Raw genomic sequence first — 18,220 nt, 5'->3', positions numbered from 1 at the left:
GGCCGGGGTGGGGCTGGCGGCCGGGGCGTGGGCGCTGGCCCGGCGGCGCGGGCCGTTCCCCGCGCGGGTGCTGGTGGCGGCGCTGTGGCTGGTCACCCTGGGCATCGCGTACGCCTCGTCGGCCGCGCTGCCGGACGAGCACCGCGTCGGCAACTACGTCTACGGGCGATACCTGGCCTGCGTGGCGGTGGCCTGGCTGCTGCTCGGCGTCGTGGCCCTGGCAAAGGCAGGCGTACGCGGCCTCGCCCGGGTGCCGGGATACGTGATGGCGGCCGCCGGCCTGGCCGGGGCGGCCGGTGGGATCGCCGCCTGGTACGCGGGTGACCGGCTGACCCGGTACCACTTCATCGCGTTCGACTTCCCCGAGATGTCGTTCCTGAGCGGGGTGCGAGACAGGCTGGACCTGGTCGGGGCGTCGGCGGTCGCGTCGGGCCTGCTGGTGTGCCTGGCCCTGGCCGCGGCGGCCGGGCGGGGCCGGCTGCTGCCGGTGGTGGGCGTGCTGGCGGCGGTCAACCTGGCGTTCGCGGTGCACCTGGCCCCCGCATCGGCGCCCGTCCAGGGCCGGGACCGGCTGCCCGCGCCCGCGCCACCCGGCCGGGTCGCGCTCGACACGCGGGTGGCGTGGGGGGTGTGGGTGCCGCTGACGTACCGGGTGTGGTGGACCGAGCTGGAACGCTACCCGGGCGGCCCGCCCCCGGCCGGCGCCTGCACCGCCGTGGTGCCCGACACGGCGGGACCGCCGCCCGCCGGGTGGACGGTCACCGGCTCGAACCACGGCTGGACGACCTGGTCCAGGGCCGGATGCCGGTGACCGCGAGGGTGGCGGGACACGCGGCCGCGATGCCATGATCGTGCACGCGGCGGGCCACGAAAGGAGCGGCGATGGGACACGTGCTGATCACCGGCGCCACCGGCGGCATCGGCCGGGCACTGGTCGATGCGCTCCTCGCCGCAGGACACCAGGTCACCGCCATCGGCCGCGACCTGGACCGGCTGCACCTACTCGACCGCGAACCGGACCCGCTGCGCTCCCCTGACCGTGACCCGGACCCGCTGCGCTCCCCCGGCCGGTTGCGCTCTCCCGGTGGCGGGCTGCGCGCGGTCGAGGCCGACCTGGCCGAGCCCGGCTCGCTGGCCGCCGCGCTCGGCGATCCAGGCGAGGTGCACGCGCTGATCCACTGCGCCGGCATCTCCCCCATCGCCACCGTGGCCGAGGCCACGCCCGAGACGTGGCGGCGGACGATGGCCGTCAACGTCGTCGCGGCCGCCGAGCTGATCCGCCTCACGCTGCCCGCCCTGCGCCGGGCCCGCGGTCACGTCGTCCTCGTCAACGCGGCCCCGGGCACCACCGGCAGGCCCGGGTGGGCGGGGTTCGCGGGCAGCAAGGCCGCGCTGCGCGAGCTGGCCGACTCGTTGCGCGACGAGGAGGCCGCGCACGGGCTGCGGGTGACCACGCTCTTCCCCTGCCCGACGGACACCGACCTGCTGCGCGAGGTCAGGGCCGGGTTCGGCCGGCCGCACGACCCGGCGCGGTGCATCCGTCCCGAGTCGCTGGCCGCCATGGTGGTCTGGCTGCTGGCGGCGCCCCCGGACGCGTACGCCGCCGAGCTGTCCGTCATCCCGACACCCGGCTGACCGGAGCACCCGCCTGACCGGCCCGGACGCGCGCCCGACCGTGGCGCAATGTGCAATGGACGTGTCATTGACGCCCTCACCGGCCCGGACCAGCATGAACCCATGGACCGGCAGGAGGTCGCCGGGCGGGCATGAGCGAGCGGCACTTCTCCCGCGCCTTCCGCCGCCACTGGCGGATCTCCCCAGGCGACCATCGCCGCAGATTCCAGTCGAAGGAGCGTTGATCATGCGGATCGCCATCCCGCTCTACCCCGGTTTCACCGCCCTGGACGCCATCGGCCCGTACACGGTGCTGTCGCTCGCCCCCGGCGCGAGCGTGCGCTTCGTCGCCGCCGAACGCGGCCCGGTGCTGGACGACCAGGGCGAGCTGTCCGTCGCCGCCACCGCCTCGTACGCCGACCTGCCCAGGCCGGACATCGTCCTGGTCCCCGGCGGGGTCGGCACGATGGAGGCGATGTCGGACGAGAAGCTGGTGACCTGGTTGCGCGAGGCACACGAGCACACCCGCTGGACGACCTCCGTCTGCACCGGCTCGTACCTGCTCGGCGCGGCCGGTCTGCTGCGCGGCAGGAAGGCCACCACCCACTGGAGTCTGCTCGATCACCTGGCCGGCGTGGGCGCCGAGCCGGTGAGCGAGCGGGTGGTCATCGACGGCAAGATCGTCACCGCCGCCGGGGTGTCGGCCGGGATCGACATGGCGCTCACCCTGCTGGCGCTGGCCACCGACGAGACGACCGCGCAGGCCGTGCAGCTGGCCATCGAGTACGATCCGCACCCGCCGTTCGCCACCGGCTCGCTCGCGACCGCCCCGGCCGGGCTGGCCGAGCGCGCGCTCGGCCTCATCACCTGAACTCCGGTTCCCCGGGCACGCGGGGCGCGCCCGGGGAGACCGATCGTCAGGGCCAGTTGGCGCCGGGCCGCAGCTGGACGCCCGAGCGGCCGTCGTCGTCGAGCTTCACGCCGAGCACCTGGTGCAGCTGCACCTTGTTGCGCTCGAAGCCGACGATGCAGCCGGCCATGTACAGGGCCCACACCCGGGCCGTGCCCATGCCGACCTCCTGCACCGCGTCGTCCCAGTTGGCGTCGAGGTTGTCGCACCAGTGCTTGAGGGTCTTGGCGTAGTGTTCGCGCAGGTTCTCCTCGTGGCGGATCTCGAAGCCGAGGTCCTCCATCTGCCTGATGAGCCAGCCCACCGACTCGAGCTCGCCGTCGGGGAAGACGTAGCGGTTGATGAAGCCGCCCTTGTTGAACGTCTTCTCCTTGCCGGTCGGCCGGGTGATGCAGTGGTTCAGGATCCGGCCGCCCGGCCTGAGCTTGTCGTACAGGAACGCGAAGTACGACGGGACGTTGGACTTGCCGATGTGCTCGGTGAGCCCGATGGAGCTGACGGCGTCGAAGCCGGTCTCCTTGACGTCTCGATAATCCATGTGCCGCACCTCGGCGAGGTCCTGAAGGCCGGCGTCCGCGATGGCCTTCTGAGCCCACTCCGCCTGCTGGCGGCTGAGGGTGACACCGAGCGCCTTGACGCCGTAGTGCTTGGCGGCGTGCATGACCATGCCGCCCCAGCCGCAGCCGACGTCGAGCAGCCGCATGCCGGGCTTGAGGTCGAGCTTCTTGGCGACCAGGTCGAACTTGGTGAACTGGGCCTCTTCCAGCGAGGACGTCTCCTCGGGGAAGACCGCGCAGGTGTAGGCCATGGACGGGCCGAGCACCCACGAGTAGAAGAGGTTCGACACGTCGTAGTGGTGGTGGATCGCCTCGGCGTCACGCTGCTTGGCGTGCCGGGAGCCGAGCTTGGCCAGCGCGCTCTGCCGCATCTCCTGCGGCGGCGGCGGGACCCGCATGAGCAGCGGTTTGACGCCCAGCGACCGGACCGCGGCGAGCTTCTCCGCCGTGGTCAGGTCGTTGGTGGTGATGTTCCACATACGGTCGAGCAACGTGTAGAGGTCACCCTGGAGGTCGAGGTGACCGGAAATGTAGGCCCGCGCCAGACCCAGTTCCCCCGGGGCCTGGGCCAGGTAGGCGACCGCGATCGGCGACTTGACCTCGAGGGTCACGTCGGCGCCGTCGGGGCCTGCCTTGCTGCCGTCGTAGGCTTGGAACGCGACGTTCGCCTCCGAGCCGACGATCTTCTCAAAGATGGTTGCCAGAGCCATCTACTCACCTTCCCCGCACACACTTTTCGTACAGGTCCAGCAGGCGACCGCTGGGATCGTATTCCCGCTTGACCGGCCAGTAGGCATCTCCGTTGTACAACTGCCAGAACTGCTCACGGGCATAGAACGAGGTCGAGTAGAGCGACTTGTGCCCGTCGAGTTCGTGCACGGAATTCTCGATCAGCCGGTTGTAGTAGCCGTCGAACTGCCCCCGAGGCAGCGGCACCAGCCCCCAGAAGCCGAAGTTCACATACAGCTTGCCGGGCTCGAGCGGATAGAGCGGCCAGCGCGAGCTCGACCGCAGCGGACACATCCAGACCGGGGTCATGCCGACCTTGTCGTGGAAGAACTCCAGGAACTCGGCGCCGCGCTCGACGGGCGTCTCCACGTCCTGGATGACCGACTCCTGCACCGGCTGGTCGCGCCAGCGGTCGATGCGGGCGGTCAGGCCGTATTTGCGGTCGAGGGCGACCAGCCGGCGGTAGACGTCGGAGCGCATCCAGCGGCGCGGCATCAGCGAGCGCACCACCGGCTGCTGCACCCCGAACGCGCGCGAGCACCAGAACCAGTCGGTGTCCCAGCGCCACAGGTAGTCGCGCACGGTCACCCAGTCGCGGTTGCGCTTCCTGATCGACTGGTAGTAGATGCGCATGCCGGTGTAGTCGGACACGTAAGGCGCCCGGTCGGCGAACCGGCCGAGCGTGATGTACATCTCCCCCGGCGTGAAGAACACCCCGTCGACGAAGTCGACCTGCTCGCCGTCGTGCACCATGCTGTCGCAGATCTCCTGCATGGCCAGCATGCACTTGGCGGCGTCGGTGAACTTGACGTGCGTGAGGTGCACGTACGGCTGGACCTTGCGCAGCTTGATCCGGATGCGCAGCGCGTAGCCGAGCGTGCCGTAGGAGTTGGGGAAGGCACGGAACAGGTCGCGATGCTCGTTGTCGTCGCGGGCGACCACGATCCGGCCGTCGCCGGTGAGGATCTCCAGTTCCTCGACCGACTCGTGTGGCAGCCCGTCTCTGAAGCTGCTCGACTCGATGCCCAGCCCCGTCACCGCGCCGCCCAGCGTGATGGTCTTCAGCTGCGGCACCACGTACGGCATGAGCCCGTGCGGCAACGTGGCGTCGACCAGGTGCTCGTACGTCGTCATGCCCTGCACTTCGGCGGTCATCGTCACCGGGTCGACGCTGATCACCTCGTCGAGATCCCTGGCCGAGAGCTTGGCCGTCCTGCCCGAGTCGCGGAACCTGAAGAGGTTCGACGTCGACTTGGCCAGCCGGGGCGCGGCGTCGCCGGGGATCTCTGCGTACGACTGCCGAATCTGCTCTACTGCCCGTTGGTGTGTCGACATCTTCGTCGCCACGAAAGCACCCCCTTGAGCTGGTAGAGATCGTCCGTAAGACCGTATCTCCCGCGCGCCGATGCGAACAGACCGGGGTCGTTAAAGACACGAAAACTGTTCATCGTGCCAGGTGAACCGATTACGCGATAGGCGAATCGGAAAACTTCCTCCTGATCACCGGCGATACGCCGTTCAGCACGGCCTCCACGGGCGCACCCGACAGGGCCGCGGCGAGGTTGTCCGTCGTGGCCTTGACCAGGCGTCCGGTGGCCTCGGACGTCACGCCGGCGACGTGCGGCGACAGCAGCACGCCGGGCAGTTCACGCAGCGGGTCGGCGGCGGGCAGCGGCTCGGCGTCGAACACGTCTAGCGCCGCGCCGGCCAGGTGCCCGGCACGCAGCGCCTCGACCAGCGCGCCCTGGTCGACGACGCCGCCTCTGGCCGCGTTGACGAGCAGCGCGCCCGGCTTCATCCGCGCGGGGTCGATCAGCCCGCGGGTCTGCTCCGACAGCGCGATCACCACGACGAGCACGTCACTGCCCGACACCACCGTCTCCAGGTCCGTGTAGCCGGGGTCCTCCCGCGGGGTGCGCGTCCAGTAGGACACCTCGCAGCCGACCGCGCGGAACAGGCGGGCGCAGGCCGCGCCGATCGGCCCGTAGCCCACGACGCCCACCCGCTGCCCGCTCAGCTCACGCGGGTGCAGCTCCTGCTGCGGCCACTGGCCGGCGCGGACGGCCGCGTCGGCGGCGCCGAGCTTGCGCGTCAGTGACATCGCGGCGGCCAGGCACCACTCGGCCACGGCGACGGCGCTCACGCCCGGCGTGTTGGCCAGCGGCACCCCGGCCGCGGCCAGGGCGTCGAGGTCGTGGCCGTCCACGCCGACCGACGGCTGCTGCACGAACGCCAGCCGCGGGGCCGCGCGCACGGCCTCGGCGTCGAGCGTCAGCGTTCCCGTCCAGTCGCCGAGCACGATCTCGGCCTCGGGCAGCGCGGCGAGCAGCGCGTCGCGGTCACGGGTGGCGGGGACCCGGAGGCGTACCTGGTCGCCGAGCGGGGCGAGCAGGTGGCGCAGCAGGTCCTCGGGCAGCGGCGGCAGCGCGAGCAGGTTCCACGGGGTCATGTCCCCACAGTAAAGCTGTCGATCACCTGCCGCATGAGCCGGACGTTGCGCCGCCACTCGGGCTCGGCGACGGTCCAGGACAGCACGTAGGCGGTGTCGCCGATGGTCAGCGCCCGGCGTACCTCGCGGTACCTGGTGCCCTGGGTGGCCCACGGCTGGTCGCCCGGCTCGGCCGCGGTCCAGGCGAACTCCCACTCCACGGCCTTGACGCCCTGGTGGACCACGGTGCGCCGGCGTACGCCGACCACGTCCTGTGCCTGCTGCTTGAGCGTCTCCTCCGCGTCGCGCAGCACCTGGTGCGGGTCGGTGGTGGCGTAGACGGCGCGGACGCCGAGGTGGGCGTTGCCGTCGCGGCGGGTCCAGTGCGTGTAGAACTCCTCGCGGGCGCCGCGCCAGCGGGCCGGGCGGGTGATCGTCCAGCCGTCCGGCGAGTTCCAGCTCCTGACCGGGATCCCGGTCCTGGTCGGCGTGGGGGTGGGCGTCGGGGTGGCGCTCGGCGCGGCGCTGGCGGGCGCCGCGCTGCTGGGCGCCGGGCTCGCCGTGTCGGGCCGCGCCGTGGCGGTGGGCGCCGCGCCCACGGCCGGCGGGGTGGACTTCAGGTAGGCCACGCCGCCCGCGCCGATCGCGACCAGCGCCGCCGCGGCGGCGGCCAGCAGCGTGCGCCGCCCGCCGCGTTGCTTCTTGTCCTTCTTCTCCGGCACCAGCCTGTCGGTGTGCACGGGCTTGCTCGCGGCCACCTCGGTCAGCAGCCGGTCGGCCTGGGCCGCGTCCATCCGCTCACCCGGCTCCTTGCGCAGCAGCCCCTTGAGCACCGGGTGCATGACCGGCGGGATCCTGCGGTAGTCGGGTTCCTCGTTGAGCAGGGCGTTCAGGGTCGCCATGGGGTCGCCGCGCTCGAACGGCGAGCGTCCGACCATCGAGGCGAACAGCGTGGCGCCCAGCGACCACAGGTCGGAGGCCGGGCCGTAGTCCACGTCGCGCACCCGCTCGGGGGCCAGGAAGCTGGGCGAGCCCGTCACCATGCCGGTCGAGGTGAGCGACGAGTCGCCCTCGGCGGTGGCGATGCCGAAGTCGGTGAGCACGGCGCGGCCGTCCTCGGTGAGCAGCACGTTGCTCGGCTTGACGTCGCGGTGCAGGATCCCGGCCTCGTGCGCGGACCTGAGCGCGGACAGCACCTGACGGCCGACGTCGGCCGCCTCCCACACCGGCAGCGCGCCGGACCTGGCCACGACCTCCTCGACCGAGGGGGTGCTGACCAGCTCCATGATGATCCAGGGCCGGCCGTCCTCCTCGACCACGTCGTAGATGGCCACCACCGACGGGTGGTTGAGCTTGGCCGCCGTCCTGGCCTCTCGGGTGGTGCGCAGGAGCTGGCGTTCCCTGTCCTCGGGCGGTACACCGTCGGGCAGCAGCACCTCCTTGATCGCCACCTGCCGGTTGAGCAGCGTGTCGCGGCCTTCCCAGACCACCCCCATGCCCCCGCGGCCCAGTTCGCGAAGTAACTGGTAGCGCCCGGCGATGAGCCTGTTGCTATCCGAAACCATGTCCTACCCCTGTAGCGCGTACGCGCCTGCTGCGGACGGCCGCTGAAGGCGGCTGTCCGTAGACCACCCGAACAGTGGGCAAGTTTCCCATACCTCACCTTCCTCTGCCGGGCGGTCGGGAAGGCGTCTTGCCACGGGTCACCGAATGTTGTTCTACTGAGGCCGAGCGAGGTGGATTTCATACCAAGCGCTTGCTTGAGCAAGTGTGGCGGACCTACAGTCGAGGAGATGTCCATGTCTGAAGCCGGACCGCTGGCCGGAGTGCGCGTGCTCGAACTCGCCGGGCTCGCGCCAGGGCCGTTCGCGGGCATGATGCTGGCCGACCACGGCGCCGAGGTGCTGCGGATCGACCGGGTCAAGGCCGTCACGGACCGGCCGCGCACCGACGTCATGGACCGGGGCAAGCACACGATCGGCCTCGATCTGAAGTCGCCCGAGGGCGTGGCCGCGTTCAAGGACCTCGCCCGCGCCGCGGACGTCGTCATCGAGGTGTTCCGGCCCGGCGTGGCGGAACGGCTCGGCATCGGCCCCGCCGACCTGCACGCGGTCAACGAACGGCTGATCTACGGCCGCATGACCGGCTGGGGCCAGGACGGCCCGCTGGCGCACACCGCCGGCCACGACATCGACTACATCGCGATCTCCGGGATCCTGTCGATGCTCGGCCGCGAGGGCGACAAGCCGACCCCGCCGATCAACATCCTCGGCGACTTCGCCGGCGGCGGCCTGATGCTCGCCTACGGCGTGCTGCTCGCCCTGTTCGAGCGCGAGCGCACCGGCGTCGGACGGGTGATCGACGCGGCCATGGTGGACGGCGCCGCGATCCTGTTCGCCATGTTCTACCAGGGCGTGCAGAGCGGATTCTGGGGCCCGCGCGGCACGAACCTGCTCGACACCGGCGCCCCCATGTACGACACCTACGAGACGGCCGACGGAGGGCACCTGGCGGTCGGCTCGCTGGAACCGCAGTTCTGGACGGCGATGGTCACCCTGATGGACCTGACCGACCTGCCCGACAGGAACGACCGGGCGCAGTGGCCCGCGCTCAAGGCCCGCCTGGCGGCGGAGTTCAAGAAACGCACCAGGGCCGAGTGGGAGGCGCTCTTCGACGGCTCGGACGCCTGCGTCTCGCCCGTCCTGTCGATGCCCGAGGCGATCGAGCACCCGCACAACGTCGCCCGCGGCGCGTTCACCGAGGTCGGCGGCGTGCACCAGCCCGCGCCCGCGCCGCGGCTGCTCGGCGCGCGCACCTCGGACCTGGCCCCGGCCACCCGGCTGACCGACCTGTCCGCCTGGGGCATCACCCAGGACGACGCGGACAAGCTCCGCGCCCAGGGAGTGCTCGCCTAGAGACCCGACACCACCACCCCGACCGCAGCACGGCCGGCACGCCGGAGGGACCGATGAGGATCGACCTGCTGGACGGCGACCTGTACGCCGCCGACCCGACCCCCGTCTACGCCTGGCTCAGAGAGCACGAGCCGGTCTACCGCGACGACGCCAACGACCTGTGGGGCATCTCCAGGCACGCCGACATCTCGGCCGTCGAACGCGACGCCAAGCTCTGGACCAGCACCGGCGGCTACCGGCCCCAGCTGCCCTCCGACCCGTCCATGATCGGCATGGACGACCCGGAGCACGCCGAGCGGCGGCGTCTCGTCTACCGCCGCTTCACGCCCAGGTACGTGCACGAGCGCTACGCCGCCAGGATCCGCCAGGTGGTGACGGAGCTCATCGACCGAGCGCTCGACGCGGGCACGGTGGACGCCGTGCCCGCGCTGGCCGCGCCGCTGCCGGCCCGGATGATCGGCTGGCTGCTCGGCTTCCCCGACGCGGACTGGCCCAAGCTCAAGCACTGGTCGGAGACCACCATCGTGGCCGGCGGCGGCCTGCGTTACGTCACGCACGAGGCCGCCGCGGCGGCCGGCGAGTACGGCCTGGCCGTGCTCGAACTGGCCGCCGAGCGCCGCAAGTGCCCGCACGACGACCTGATGTCGCTATGGTCGGCCCGGCCGGACTACGACGACGAGCACCTGGCCAACGAGGCGCTGCTGCTGCTCGACGGCGGCGCCGAGACCACCAGGACGGTCATCGCCACCGCCATCGACGCGCTCATCCGACACCCGGAGCAGTGGCGGCTGCTGGAGCGGGACCGCGGCCTGCTGGACAACGCCGTGGAGGAGTTCATCCGCTGGACCACCCCGATACTCAACATGTGCCGCACCGCCACCCGCGACACCGAGCTGCACGGCAGGAAGATCGCCGAAGGGCAGCAGGTGCTGCTCATGTACGGCTCGGCCAACCGCGACCCGGCCGTGTTCGACGATCCCGGCGCGTTCGACGTGACCAGGAAGCCGGGCGGGCACATCGCCTTCGGCCTGGGCACGCACTTCTGCCTGGGCGCGGCGCTGGCCAGGCTGGAACTGCGGATCTTCTTCGAGGAGTGGCTCGACCGGGTGGCCGGCGCGGCCTGGGCCGACGAGCGGGGGCCGCGCATCCTGCCGAACGCGTTCGTCCGCGGCGTCACCTCCTTCCCGATCGTCCTGGAGGCCAGGCGCTAGGTTCGTACGCCATGCGACTCGAAGGCCGAATAGTCCTTCACCTCGACCGAGTCGTGCAGGCGCAGGCCCTTGCCGTTCATCCTGGCGAACGCCTTGGTCAGGCCTACCGGCAGGTGCTGGATCAGCCGCATGGTCTGGGTGAGCGCCCACAGGGCCGAGTCGCTGCCGGGCACGAGCCGACTGGCCGCGCCGACCGCGAACGCCCGGCTGCGCCGCACGAAGTCGCCGAGTTCGGCCTCGTAGGCGGGGAAGGCCCTGGTGTGGTCGCCGCCGTAGGTGGCCAGCTCCCCCGCCAGCACGTACGCGCCCACCACGGCCAGGCTCGTGCTGCCGCCGACGGCCGGGCCAGGGCAGTATCCGGCGTCGCCGACGAGCGTCACCCGGCCGCGTGACCAGGTGTCGAGGTCGAGCTGGGTGACGGAGTCGAAGTAGAACGCGGACGCGTCCTCCAGCTCCGACAGGATTCTGGGCACCTCCCAGCCGACCCCGGCGTACCGCTCGCGCAGCAGCTCCCGCTGCCTGGGCACGTCGCGGTAGTGGTAGTCGAGCTGCTCGGGCGTCCTGAACAGGAACAGCGCACGGGCGTCGGGCAGGGACGCGGCACCGTACATGCCGGCCATCCTGCCGACGCCGACGATCGCCTCCATCCGGCTCTCCAGCCCCAGGTGGTTGGGCAGGGAGACGACCGCCAGGTAGGCGCCCATCCAGGACGAGAAGCGCGATTCCGGGCCGAAGGTGAGCCGCCGGACGTTCGAGTGCAGGCCGTCGGCGCCGATGACCAGATCGAACCTGGCCGGGCCGCCGCGCTCGAACGTCACCTCGCCGTCGTCGGAGATGGAGGTGATGGAGTCGCCGAAGACGTACTCGACGTCGTGCCTGGTCGCCTCGTAGAGGATCTCGCTCAGGTCGTCGCGCATGATCTCGGCGTGCCGGTCGGAGAACGCCGCGATGAGCCGGCGCATGTCCATCTCGACCGGCCGGGCGTGGCCCTCGCGGTGGGTGGTGAGCCAGGCGGTGTTGGTCCGCCCGGCCAGGATCGGGTCGAGCACGCCCATCTTCTCCACGATGTTCATGGCCGGCCTGAACAGGTCGATCGCGTGGCCGCCCGACTTGCGCAGGGCCGGGGCCCGCTCGACGACCGTGACGGTGAAGCCGTACCTGGTCAGCCAGTACGCCAGGGCCGGGCCCGCGATGCTCGCGCCGGAGATGAGGATGCGCATGTCGCCTCCTTACTTAACGATAGGTAAGTTCCACGGCTCCCACGGTACCTCACGGGCTTACTTAACGATAGGTAAGGGATAATCTGAGTCCATGCCCAGCGACACCAAGGCCCGCATCCAGGCGGTGGCCCGCGAACTCTTCGCCGAGCAGGGGGTGCAGAACACCAGCCTGCGCCAGATCTCCGAACGGCTGGGCATCACCAAGCCCGCGCTCTACTACCACTTCTCCTCACGCGAGGACCTGGTCAGGAGCATCCTGCAGCCGATGATGGAGGACGTGGAGCGGTTCGTCGCCACCCGGGAGCCCGGTGACCCGCACGAGCTGCTGGACGACTACTTCGACCTCCTCTGGCGGCACCGGGAGGTGATCGTCATGGTGTTGCGCGAACTGTCCGTACTGGCCTACGTGGACCTGGGCGAGCGCATGCTCGACTGGCGGCGGCGGCTCATCACGCTGCTGCTCGGCGAGGACCTCACGCCGGCCCACCACATCCGGGCGACGCTGGCGCTCGGCGGGCTGTCGGACTGCGCGGTGGAGTACGCGCATCTGCGGCTGGACGAGGTCAAACCGGTGGCCGTGACCGCGGCCGTGGCCGTGCTCCAGCTCGACTGAGCCCCGGGTCCTCTCGCGGACTCCCGGGGCTCATGGGTGTTCAGACGGCGATGCGTCAGACGGCGATGTACAGGTCCGCGCCGCCGGGGTGGTGCACCTCCAGGTCGGTGGTGAACGCGCGCGGCGGCGTACCTCCGGACTCGGTGTGCTTCCACACCAGCTGCCAGGCCTCGATCAGCCCCTGCGGCATCGGGCCGCGCGCCTCCAGCCGGAGCGTCTGCGCCGCCGGCACGCGTACCGCGACCATGCCCTCGGGCAGCCGCGGCACCGTCCTGACGCCGATGCCGACGATCTGCGTGTACGCGCCGTGGTGGTCGCTCTCGTAGTCGGTCAGCACCGCGTACAGGTTCTCGTCGATCCGTCCTGGAACGTGCGCGAACGCCCCCGGCGCGCCCGCCCGCTGCCACAGCGCGGGCAGCTTGGCCCGGGCCGGATCCAGCTCATCGGCATTCGTGGTCCGCACGGCGAATCCGACCACCGTCAGTTCCGCCCGTTCGGTGAGGTCCACAGGCCATCCCTCCCCCAAAAGTATCCCGGCCGATCATAAGCCCCGGAGAACGGGGCAAACCCATAGTTGAACCTGTCACCACTTAAGATGGACGAACGTGAAGTTTCTTAACGGCCTCGAGCCGCAGCACGACCTGACCTACAGCGACGTGTTCATGGTCCCGTCGCGTTCCTCGGTCGGTTCCCGGCTCGCAGTCGACCTCTCGACGAACGACGGCACGGGCACCACCATCCCCATCGTCGTGGCGAACATGACCGCGGTCGCGGGCCGCCGCATGGCCGAGACCGTGGCCCGCCGCGGCGGCATCACGGTGATCCCGCAGGACATCCCGATGGACGTGGTGGCGAACGTCGTCGAATGGGTCAAGCAGCGTGATCTCGTCCATGACACGCCGCTGACGCTGACCCCGCACGCCACCGTGGGCGAGGCGCTGCAGCTGCTGCCCAAGCGCGCCCACAACGCGGTGATCGTGGTCGACTGGGACAACCGGCCGATCGGCGTCGTGACCGAGGCCGACTGCCACGGCGTCGACATGTTCACCCAGCTCTCGTACGTCATGTCCAGCGAACTGCTGACACTGCCCGCCGGGCTCGACCCGCGCACCGCCTTCGACCGGCTGCACGAGGGCAGGCACCGGCTCGCCCCGATCGTGGACGACGCCGGGCGCCTGGTCGGCATCCTGACCCGTACCGGCGCGCTGCGCGCCACGCTCTACCAGCCCGCGCTCGACGCCCAGGGCAAGCTGCGCATCGCCGCGGCCGTCGGCGTGAACGGCGACGTGGCGGCCAAGGCCAAGGAACTGCTCGAAGCGGGCGTCGACTGCCTGGTCGTCGACACCGCGCACGGGCACCAGGAGAAGATGGTCTCCGCGCTGCGTGCGGTGCGCGCGCTCGACCCGGGCGTGCCGGTGGCGGCGGGCAACGTGGTCACCGCCGCCGGTGTGCGCGACCTGGTCGAGGCAGGGGCGGACATCCTCAAGGTCGGCGTGGGCCCGGGCGCGATGTGCACCACCCGCATGATGACCGGCGTGGGCCGGCCCCAGTTCTCCGCCGTGCTCGAATGCGCCACCGAGGCCCGCAGGCTCGGCCGCCGCGTGTGGGCCGACGGCGGCGTCCGCCACCCGCGCGACGTGGCCCTGGCCCTGGCCGCCGGCGCGTCGAACGTGATGATCGGCTCCTGGTTCGCCGGGACGTACGAGTCGCCCGGCGACGCGCACACCGACGCCGACGGGCGCAAGTACAAGGAGAACTACGGCATGGCCTCGGCCCGCGCCGTGCGGCTGCGCACCGCCGAGGACTCGGCGTTCGACCGGGCCAGGAAGGCGCTGTTCGAGGAGGGCATCTCCACCTCGCGCATGTACCTCGACCCGCGCAGGCCCAGCGTGGAGGACCAGATCGACGCGATCGTGGCCGGGCTGCGCTCGTCGTGCACGTACGCGGGCGCGGCGAACCTGGAGGAATTCCACGAGCAGGCGGTCGTGGGCATCCAGAGCTCGTCCGGGTACGCCGAGGGCATGCCACTGCACCAGAGCTGGTAGCCGTCACGTCCTGCGCGGGGGCGGGCCGGGCTGGTAGCCCGTCACGTCGTGCGCCGGAGCTGGCTGTCGCTCACGTCCATCCTGCGCCAGCCGCCTGCCGCGTGGATGCCGCCGTCGACGTGGATCGTGGCCCCGGTGACGAACCCGGCCAGGTCGCCGGCCAGGAACAGCGCCGCGCCCGCCGCGTCCTCGGGCTTGCCCAGATGGCCGAGCGGCGGGCGGCGGGCCGGGTCGAACGGCAGCCCGCCGGCCAGCATGCGCTCCCGCACGCGCTCCTCGCCCTCGGTGGGCAGCGCGTCGGGGGCGATGGCGTTCACCCTGATCCCGCGCGGGGCCAGCTCCAGCGCCAGCGACTTCGTCAGGCTCTCCAGCGCGGCCTTCATCGCCGCGTACACCGCGAAGCCAGGCGCGGCCTGATGCGCCTCGCTGGAGGTCACGTTGATGATCGACGAGCCGCCGCCCATGAGCGGCAGCAACCGCCTGATCATGCCCGTGACCTGGGTGAAGTTCTCCTCGATGAGGATCTGCTCGCCGCGCGGCGAGGTGTCGGCGAAGGCCGCGTGGAAGGTGCCGCCGGCGTTGTTGACCAGGACGTCGACACGTCCCCAGCGTTCGCGCACCGCCTGGGCGAACACCTCGACGGCCACCGGGTCGCGCACGTCGAGCGTCATCGCCAGGTCGCCGTCGGGCTTGTCGCGGTCGCAGACGGCCACGTGCGCGCCGAACGCGGCGAACGTCTCGGCGATCGCCCTGCCGATCCCCCGTGCCGCCCCGGTGACGACGGCGACGCGCCCAGTCAGCAGGATCGCGTCGGGGGAAAGGGCGGCCATGAACGATGACCATATCCCGAGCGCATAGAGTCGTCGGGTCCATTCCAACAGTCAACAGGAGCACTTTCGTGGCACTCCAGAAGCCGGAAATCGACTTTCCGGACGGCAACCCGCCCGCCGACCTGCAGATCATCGACGAGGTCGTGGGTGACGGACCCGAGGCCAAGCCCGGCCACAACGTGAAGGTCCACTACGTGGGCGTCTCGTTCTCGACCGGGGAGGAGTTCGACGCGTCGTGGAACCGCGGCCAGGCGTTCGAGTTCCCGCTCGGCGCCGGCCGCGTCATCGGGGGCTGGGACCAGGGCGTGGCCGGGATGAAGGTCGGCGGCCGGCGCAGGCTGGTCATCCCGCCGCACCTCGGCTACGGCACCCGCGGCGCCCCGCCGCGCATCAAGCCGAACGAGACGCTGATCTTCGTGGTCGACCTGCTCGGCGTCAGCTAGCAACCACCCGCCGGCTCCCGCACGGGGTCCTCTCACGGTCCCCTTGCGGGGCCCGCACCGGGTCGTTTCGCGGGGCCTGCCCGGGGTTCTCTCGTGGGGCCCGCACCGGCTCCACTCGCGGGGCCCGCTCGGGGTTCTCTCGCGCGGCCCGCACCGGGACCTCTTGCAGGGCCCGCTCAGGGTTCTCTCGCGGGGCCCGCTCCGGGTCCTAACGCCGGGGCCCGCTTCGGGTCCTAATGCGGGGCCGGTGCGGTGCCGCCCTGTGGCGCCGTCTCTTCGGACAGACCACGCATTACGGCGGGCGGGCGCGGCGCCGTCCGGCGGGCTCATCCAGCGGGCTCATCCGGCGGGCTCATCCGGGGGTCATCCGGCGGGGTCATTCAGCGGGCCGCGCTGGCCATCGCGTCCGGCGCGGCGCCCCGCGGCACCGTCTCTTCGGACAGACCGCGCGGTGTAAGCGGCGACCGGAGACCCGCGCGCCACCCCCATCATGCTCGGGTGCTCAAGGACATCCGCCGCTCGCAACACAGCAAGTGGTGCCTTGCCCAGACCCTGCTCGCCTTGGCCATGGTGGACAACAGCCCGGGGCGAGCCCGTCCAGGCCATCGAGCGTCTGAAGGAGGCCGTCGACTGTACCGGTCCGCGCACAATCCGTACGGAACGGCGACGGCGCTGCGGGAACTCGCTCACGCTCACCTCGCCGCAGGCCGGCCCGCAGCGCCCCACGAGGCAGACGACAAAGCCACAACCCTCTTCAACCTCCTGAAACCCCAGCCACTCACCCTCACCTGACCAACCGCCCGCCTCCCCTCCCACCCCAGCGAACCGCACGGCGCCCAGCACAGGGACAACGAGAACCAGAGACGGTCGGCGCGGAACCGAAGACGGGATGGCGCGGAACCGGCGGCAGACGCCACGGAACCGACGACAAGCGGCCCTGAACCGGAAGCAGACGCCACGGAAACCGAAGACAGACCCCATGGGAACAGCCGACGACAGGTGGCACGGAACCGAAGACATACGCCGCTGAACCGAAAATGAAGGCGAGCGTCGGATTCGATGCCGTCCAAGAGGCGGAAATGTCGCCCCGGTGAGGCAACATAGGCGGTGTGCTATTGATCGACGTGGTCCGAGTGTCGGAGGCGGTGACGCGGACATCCGCCCGCCTGGGCAAGGTGGGGCATCTGGCGGAGTTGCTCGGCCGGGTCGGCCCCGACGAAGCGGAGATCGCGATCTCCTACCTGTCGGGTGAGCTGCCGCAGCGCCAGGTCGGCGTGGGCTGGCGCACGCTGGAGGACCTCCCCCAGCCCAAGCTCGTCGCCACCGCCACGCTCACCACCGTCGATCAGCTGCTGAGCCGTATCAAGGCCGTCTCCGGCCAGGGCTCGCAGGCCGCACGCAAGGCTCTGGTCAGCGACCTGTTCGCCGCGCTGACCAGCCAGGAGCAGCAGTTCATGCGCAAGCTCCTGCACAACGAGCTCCGTCAGGGCGCGCTCGACGGCGTCATGATCGAGGCGATCGCCAAGGCGTCGGGAGCGCCGTCCGCCGACGTGCGCAAGGCGCTGACGCTGCGCGGCTGGCTCCCCGCCGTCGGGGCCGCGGCGCTGGCCGGCGGCGTGCCCGCGCTGCACGCGTTCCGGCTCGAGGTGGGCCGCGCCGTGTCGCCGATGCTCGCCGGCAGCGCGCCGAACGTCGCCGCCGCCCTGGAGAAGGCAGGTACCCCGGCCGCGCTGGAATGGAAGCTCGACGGCGTCCGCGTCCAGACCCACCGTTCGGGCGACGAGGTCCGGGTCTTCACCCGAACCCTCGACGACATCACCCCGCAGGTCCCCGAACTGGTCGAAGCGGTGCTCGAACTGCCGTCGACCGACCTGGTGCTCGACGGCGAGGTCATCGCCCTGCGCCCGGACGGCCGTCCGCACCCGTTCCAGGTCACCGCGAGCCGCGCGTCGAGCAAAACGAACGTCGCCCGATTGCGCGAGGAAACTCCTCTCAGCGTCTTCTTCTTCGACGCCCTCCGCGTCGACGGCGAAGACCTTCTCGACCTGCCCTATTCACAACGCCAGGAAGCCCTGACGCGCACCGCCCCACCGGGCCTGCTCACCCCGCGCCTCATCACCGCCGACGTGACGGAGGCGGAGAACTTCTTCACGGACGTCGTCAAAGCCGGCCACGAGGGCCTGGTCGTCAAATCCCTCTCGTCGGTCTACGCCGCCGGCCGCCGCGGCGCCGGCTGGATCAAGGTGAAGCCCCGCCACACCCTGGACCTGGTGGTCCTGGCCGCAGAATGGGGCCACGGCCGGCGCGAGGGCAAGCTCTCCAACCTGCACCTGGGCGCCCGCAACCCCGACGGCGGTTTCGTCATGCTCGGCAAAACCTTCAAAGGCCTGACGGACGAACTCCTGGCCTGGCAGACCGAACAATTCCTCTCCATCGCCGACGGCCCGACCGACGAGTGGACCGTGAAACTGCGCCCGGAATTGGTGGTGGAAATCGCCTTCGACGGAGTGCAACGCTCGCCGCGCTATCCCGGCGGAATGGCACTCAGATTCGCCCGCGTCCTGCGCTACCGCCCCGACAAACGCCCCGAAGACGCCGACACGGTCGACACGGTCCGCTCCCTGATGTTCTAACCCACGTACGAAATCCCCACCGCCACCCTCCGACCTAACCCACGGGCGGAGTCCCCACGCCACCCTCCGATC

The 18,220-nt window shown here is 71.1% G+C and carries 15 protein-coding genes and 1 pseudogene; 9 read left to right on the top strand and 7 right to left on the bottom strand.

Going from position 1 to position 18,220, the window contains the following annotated elements:
• The 3 genes and pseudogenes from HII36_RS43825 to HII36_RS43815 form a co-directional block, all read left to right on the top strand.
• A pseudogene (locus HII36_RS43825) lies at positions 1 to 811 on the top strand (hypothetical protein); the annotation flags it as partial.
• Positions 812 to 882: 71 nt separating this feature from the next.
• Entirely contained in the window at positions 883 to 1,635 is a 753-nt protein-coding gene (locus HII36_RS43820) for an SDR family NAD(P)-dependent oxidoreductase (RefSeq protein WP_173529273.1), read from the top strand.
• Positions 1,636 to 1,861: 226 nt separating this feature from the next.
• Complete coding sequence (locus HII36_RS43815; RefSeq protein ID WP_173529272.1) at positions 1,862 to 2,485, top strand: DJ-1/PfpI family protein; 624 nt, start codon at positions 1,862 to 1,864, stop codon at positions 2,483 to 2,485.
• 46 nt (positions 2,486 to 2,531) lie between these two features.
• Here HII36_RS43815 and HII36_RS43810 read toward each other — a convergent pair whose 3' ends face one another.
• The 4 genes from HII36_RS43810 to HII36_RS43795 form a co-directional block, all read right to left on the bottom strand.
• Positions 2,532 to 3,791 (bottom strand): SAM-dependent methyltransferase, encoded by a 1,260-nt coding sequence (locus HII36_RS43810; RefSeq protein ID WP_173529271.1) that lies wholly within the window; start codon positions 3,789 to 3,791, stop codon positions 2,532 to 2,534.
• Between the two features lie 4 nt (positions 3,792 to 3,795).
• Positions 3,796 to 5,145 (bottom strand): FAD-binding oxidoreductase, encoded by a 1,350-nt coding sequence (locus HII36_RS43805; protein ID WP_173529270.1) that lies wholly within the window; start codon positions 5,143 to 5,145, stop codon positions 3,796 to 3,798.
• Positions 5,146 to 5,275: 130 nt separating this feature from the next.
• Positions 5,276 to 6,259, bottom strand: a complete 984-nt coding sequence (locus HII36_RS43800; RefSeq protein WP_173529269.1) for an NAD(P)-dependent oxidoreductase — start codon at positions 6,257 to 6,259, stop codon at positions 5,276 to 5,278.
• The gene (locus tag HII36_RS43795; RefSeq protein WP_173529268.1) at positions 6,256 to 7,803 is read right to left on the bottom strand and encodes a serine/threonine-protein kinase; all 1,548 of its coding nucleotides are present in this window, start codon (positions 7,801 to 7,803) and stop codon (positions 6,256 to 6,258) included. The genes HII36_RS43800 and HII36_RS43795 overlap by 4 nt, the downstream gene beginning before the upstream one ends.
• Positions 7,804 to 8,037: 234 nt before the next feature.
• Here HII36_RS43795 and HII36_RS43790 point away from each other — a divergent pair, with 234 nt between their 5' ends.
• Together HII36_RS43790 and HII36_RS43785 are read left to right on the top strand one after the other, a co-directional pair.
• Entirely contained in the window at positions 8,038 to 9,153 is a 1,116-nt protein-coding gene (locus HII36_RS43790; protein WP_173529267.1) for a CaiB/BaiF CoA transferase family protein, read from the top strand.
• A gap of 53 nt (positions 9,154 to 9,206) precedes the next feature.
• Entirely contained in the window at positions 9,207 to 10,364 is a 1,158-nt protein-coding gene (locus tag HII36_RS43785) for a cytochrome P450 (protein WP_173529266.1), read from the top strand.
• Here the strand turns inward: HII36_RS43785 and HII36_RS43780 are convergent.
• Positions 10,361 to 11,584, bottom strand: a complete 1,224-nt coding sequence (locus HII36_RS43780; protein WP_173529265.1) for an FAD-dependent monooxygenase — start codon at positions 11,582 to 11,584, stop codon at positions 10,361 to 10,363. The genes HII36_RS43785 and HII36_RS43780 overlap by 4 nt on opposite strands.
• Positions 11,585 to 11,675: 91 nt before the next feature.
• Here HII36_RS43780 and HII36_RS43775 point away from each other — a divergent pair, with 91 nt between their 5' ends.
• Positions 11,676 to 12,197, top strand: a complete 522-nt coding sequence (locus tag HII36_RS43775) for a TetR/AcrR family transcriptional regulator (protein ID WP_173529264.1) — start codon at positions 11,676 to 11,678, stop codon at positions 12,195 to 12,197.
• Positions 12,198 to 12,252: 55 nt separating this feature from the next.
• Here the strand turns inward: HII36_RS43775 and HII36_RS43770 are convergent, their stop codons facing one another.
• Positions 12,253 to 12,705 (bottom strand): GyrI-like domain-containing protein, encoded by a 453-nt coding sequence (locus HII36_RS43770; RefSeq protein WP_173529263.1) that lies wholly within the window; start codon positions 12,703 to 12,705, stop codon positions 12,253 to 12,255.
• Between the two features lie 97 nt (positions 12,706 to 12,802).
• Between HII36_RS43770 and HII36_RS43765 the strand changes: the two genes are divergently transcribed.
• A complete protein-coding gene (locus HII36_RS43765) occupies positions 12,803 to 14,242 on the top strand; it encodes a GuaB1 family IMP dehydrogenase-related protein (protein ID WP_173529262.1) in 1,440 nt (479 codons plus the stop codon).
• Between the two features lie 41 nt (positions 14,243 to 14,283).
• On the opposite strand, the gene HII36_RS43760 is transcribed toward HII36_RS43765, so the two are convergent.
• Complete coding sequence (locus HII36_RS43760; RefSeq protein ID WP_173529261.1) at positions 14,284 to 15,072, bottom strand: SDR family NAD(P)-dependent oxidoreductase; 789 nt, start codon at positions 15,070 to 15,072, stop codon at positions 14,284 to 14,286.
• Between the two features lie 68 nt (positions 15,073 to 15,140).
• Here HII36_RS43760 and HII36_RS43755 point away from each other — a divergent pair, with 68 nt between their 5' ends.
• Entirely contained in the window at positions 15,141 to 15,515 is a 375-nt protein-coding gene (locus tag HII36_RS43755) for an FKBP-type peptidyl-prolyl cis-trans isomerase (protein ID WP_173529260.1), read from the top strand.
• Positions 15,516 to 16,624: 1,109 nt separating this feature from the next.
• Positions 16,625 to 18,148 carry an ATP-dependent DNA ligase gene (locus HII36_RS43750; RefSeq protein WP_173529259.1) on the top strand — a complete coding sequence of 508 codons (1,524 nt, stop codon included), beginning with the start codon at positions 16,625 to 16,627 and terminating at the stop codon, positions 18,146 to 18,148.
• Positions 18,149 to 18,220: the final 72 nt, after the last annotated feature.

It is taken from the genome of Nonomuraea antri (genome assembly GCF_013283785.1).
In the GTDB taxonomy this organism is placed as follows: domain Bacteria; phylum Actinomycetota; class Actinomycetes; order Streptosporangiales; family Streptosporangiaceae; genus Nonomuraea; species Nonomuraea antri.
Note: the sequence above shows the minus strand (reverse complement) of the source record. Positions and strands in the feature narration are given on the sequence as shown.

Coding starts and splice junctions, on each gene's coding strand:
- HII36_RS43800 (WP_173529269.1), bottom strand. CDS start 6,259: ATGACCCCGTGGAACCTGCTCGCGCTGCCGCCGCTGCCCGAGGACCTG.
- HII36_RS43790 (WP_173529267.1), top strand. CDS start 8,038: ATGTCTGAAGCCGGACCGCTGGCCGGAGTGCGCGTGCTCGAACTCGCC.
- HII36_RS43760 (WP_173529261.1), bottom strand. CDS start 15,072: ATGGCCGCCCTTTCCCCCGACGCGATCCTGCTGACTGGGCGCGTCGCC.
- HII36_RS43780 (WP_173529265.1), bottom strand. CDS start 11,584: ATGCGCATCCTCATCTCCGGCGCGAGCATCGCGGGCCCGGCCCTGGCG.
- HII36_RS43785 (WP_173529266.1), top strand. CDS start 9,207: ATGAGGATCGACCTGCTGGACGGCGACCTGTACGCCGCCGACCCGACC.
- HII36_RS43805 (WP_173529270.1), bottom strand. CDS start 5,145: ATGTCGACACACCAACGGGCAGTAGAGCAGATTCGGCAGTCGTACGCA.
- HII36_RS43820 (WP_173529273.1), top strand. CDS start 883: ATGGGACACGTGCTGATCACCGGCGCCACCGGCGGCATCGGCCGGGCA.
- HII36_RS43810 (WP_173529271.1), bottom strand. CDS start 3,791: ATGGCTCTGGCAACCATCTTTGAGAAGATCGTCGGCTCGGAGGCGAAC.
- HII36_RS43775 (WP_173529264.1), top strand. CDS start 11,676: ATGCCCAGCGACACCAAGGCCCGCATCCAGGCGGTGGCCCGCGAACTC.
- HII36_RS43795 (WP_173529268.1), bottom strand. CDS start 7,803: ATGGTTTCGGATAGCAACAGGCTCATCGCCGGGCGCTACCAGTTACTT.
- HII36_RS43815 (WP_173529272.1), top strand. CDS start 1,862: ATGCGGATCGCCATCCCGCTCTACCCCGGTTTCACCGCCCTGGACGCC.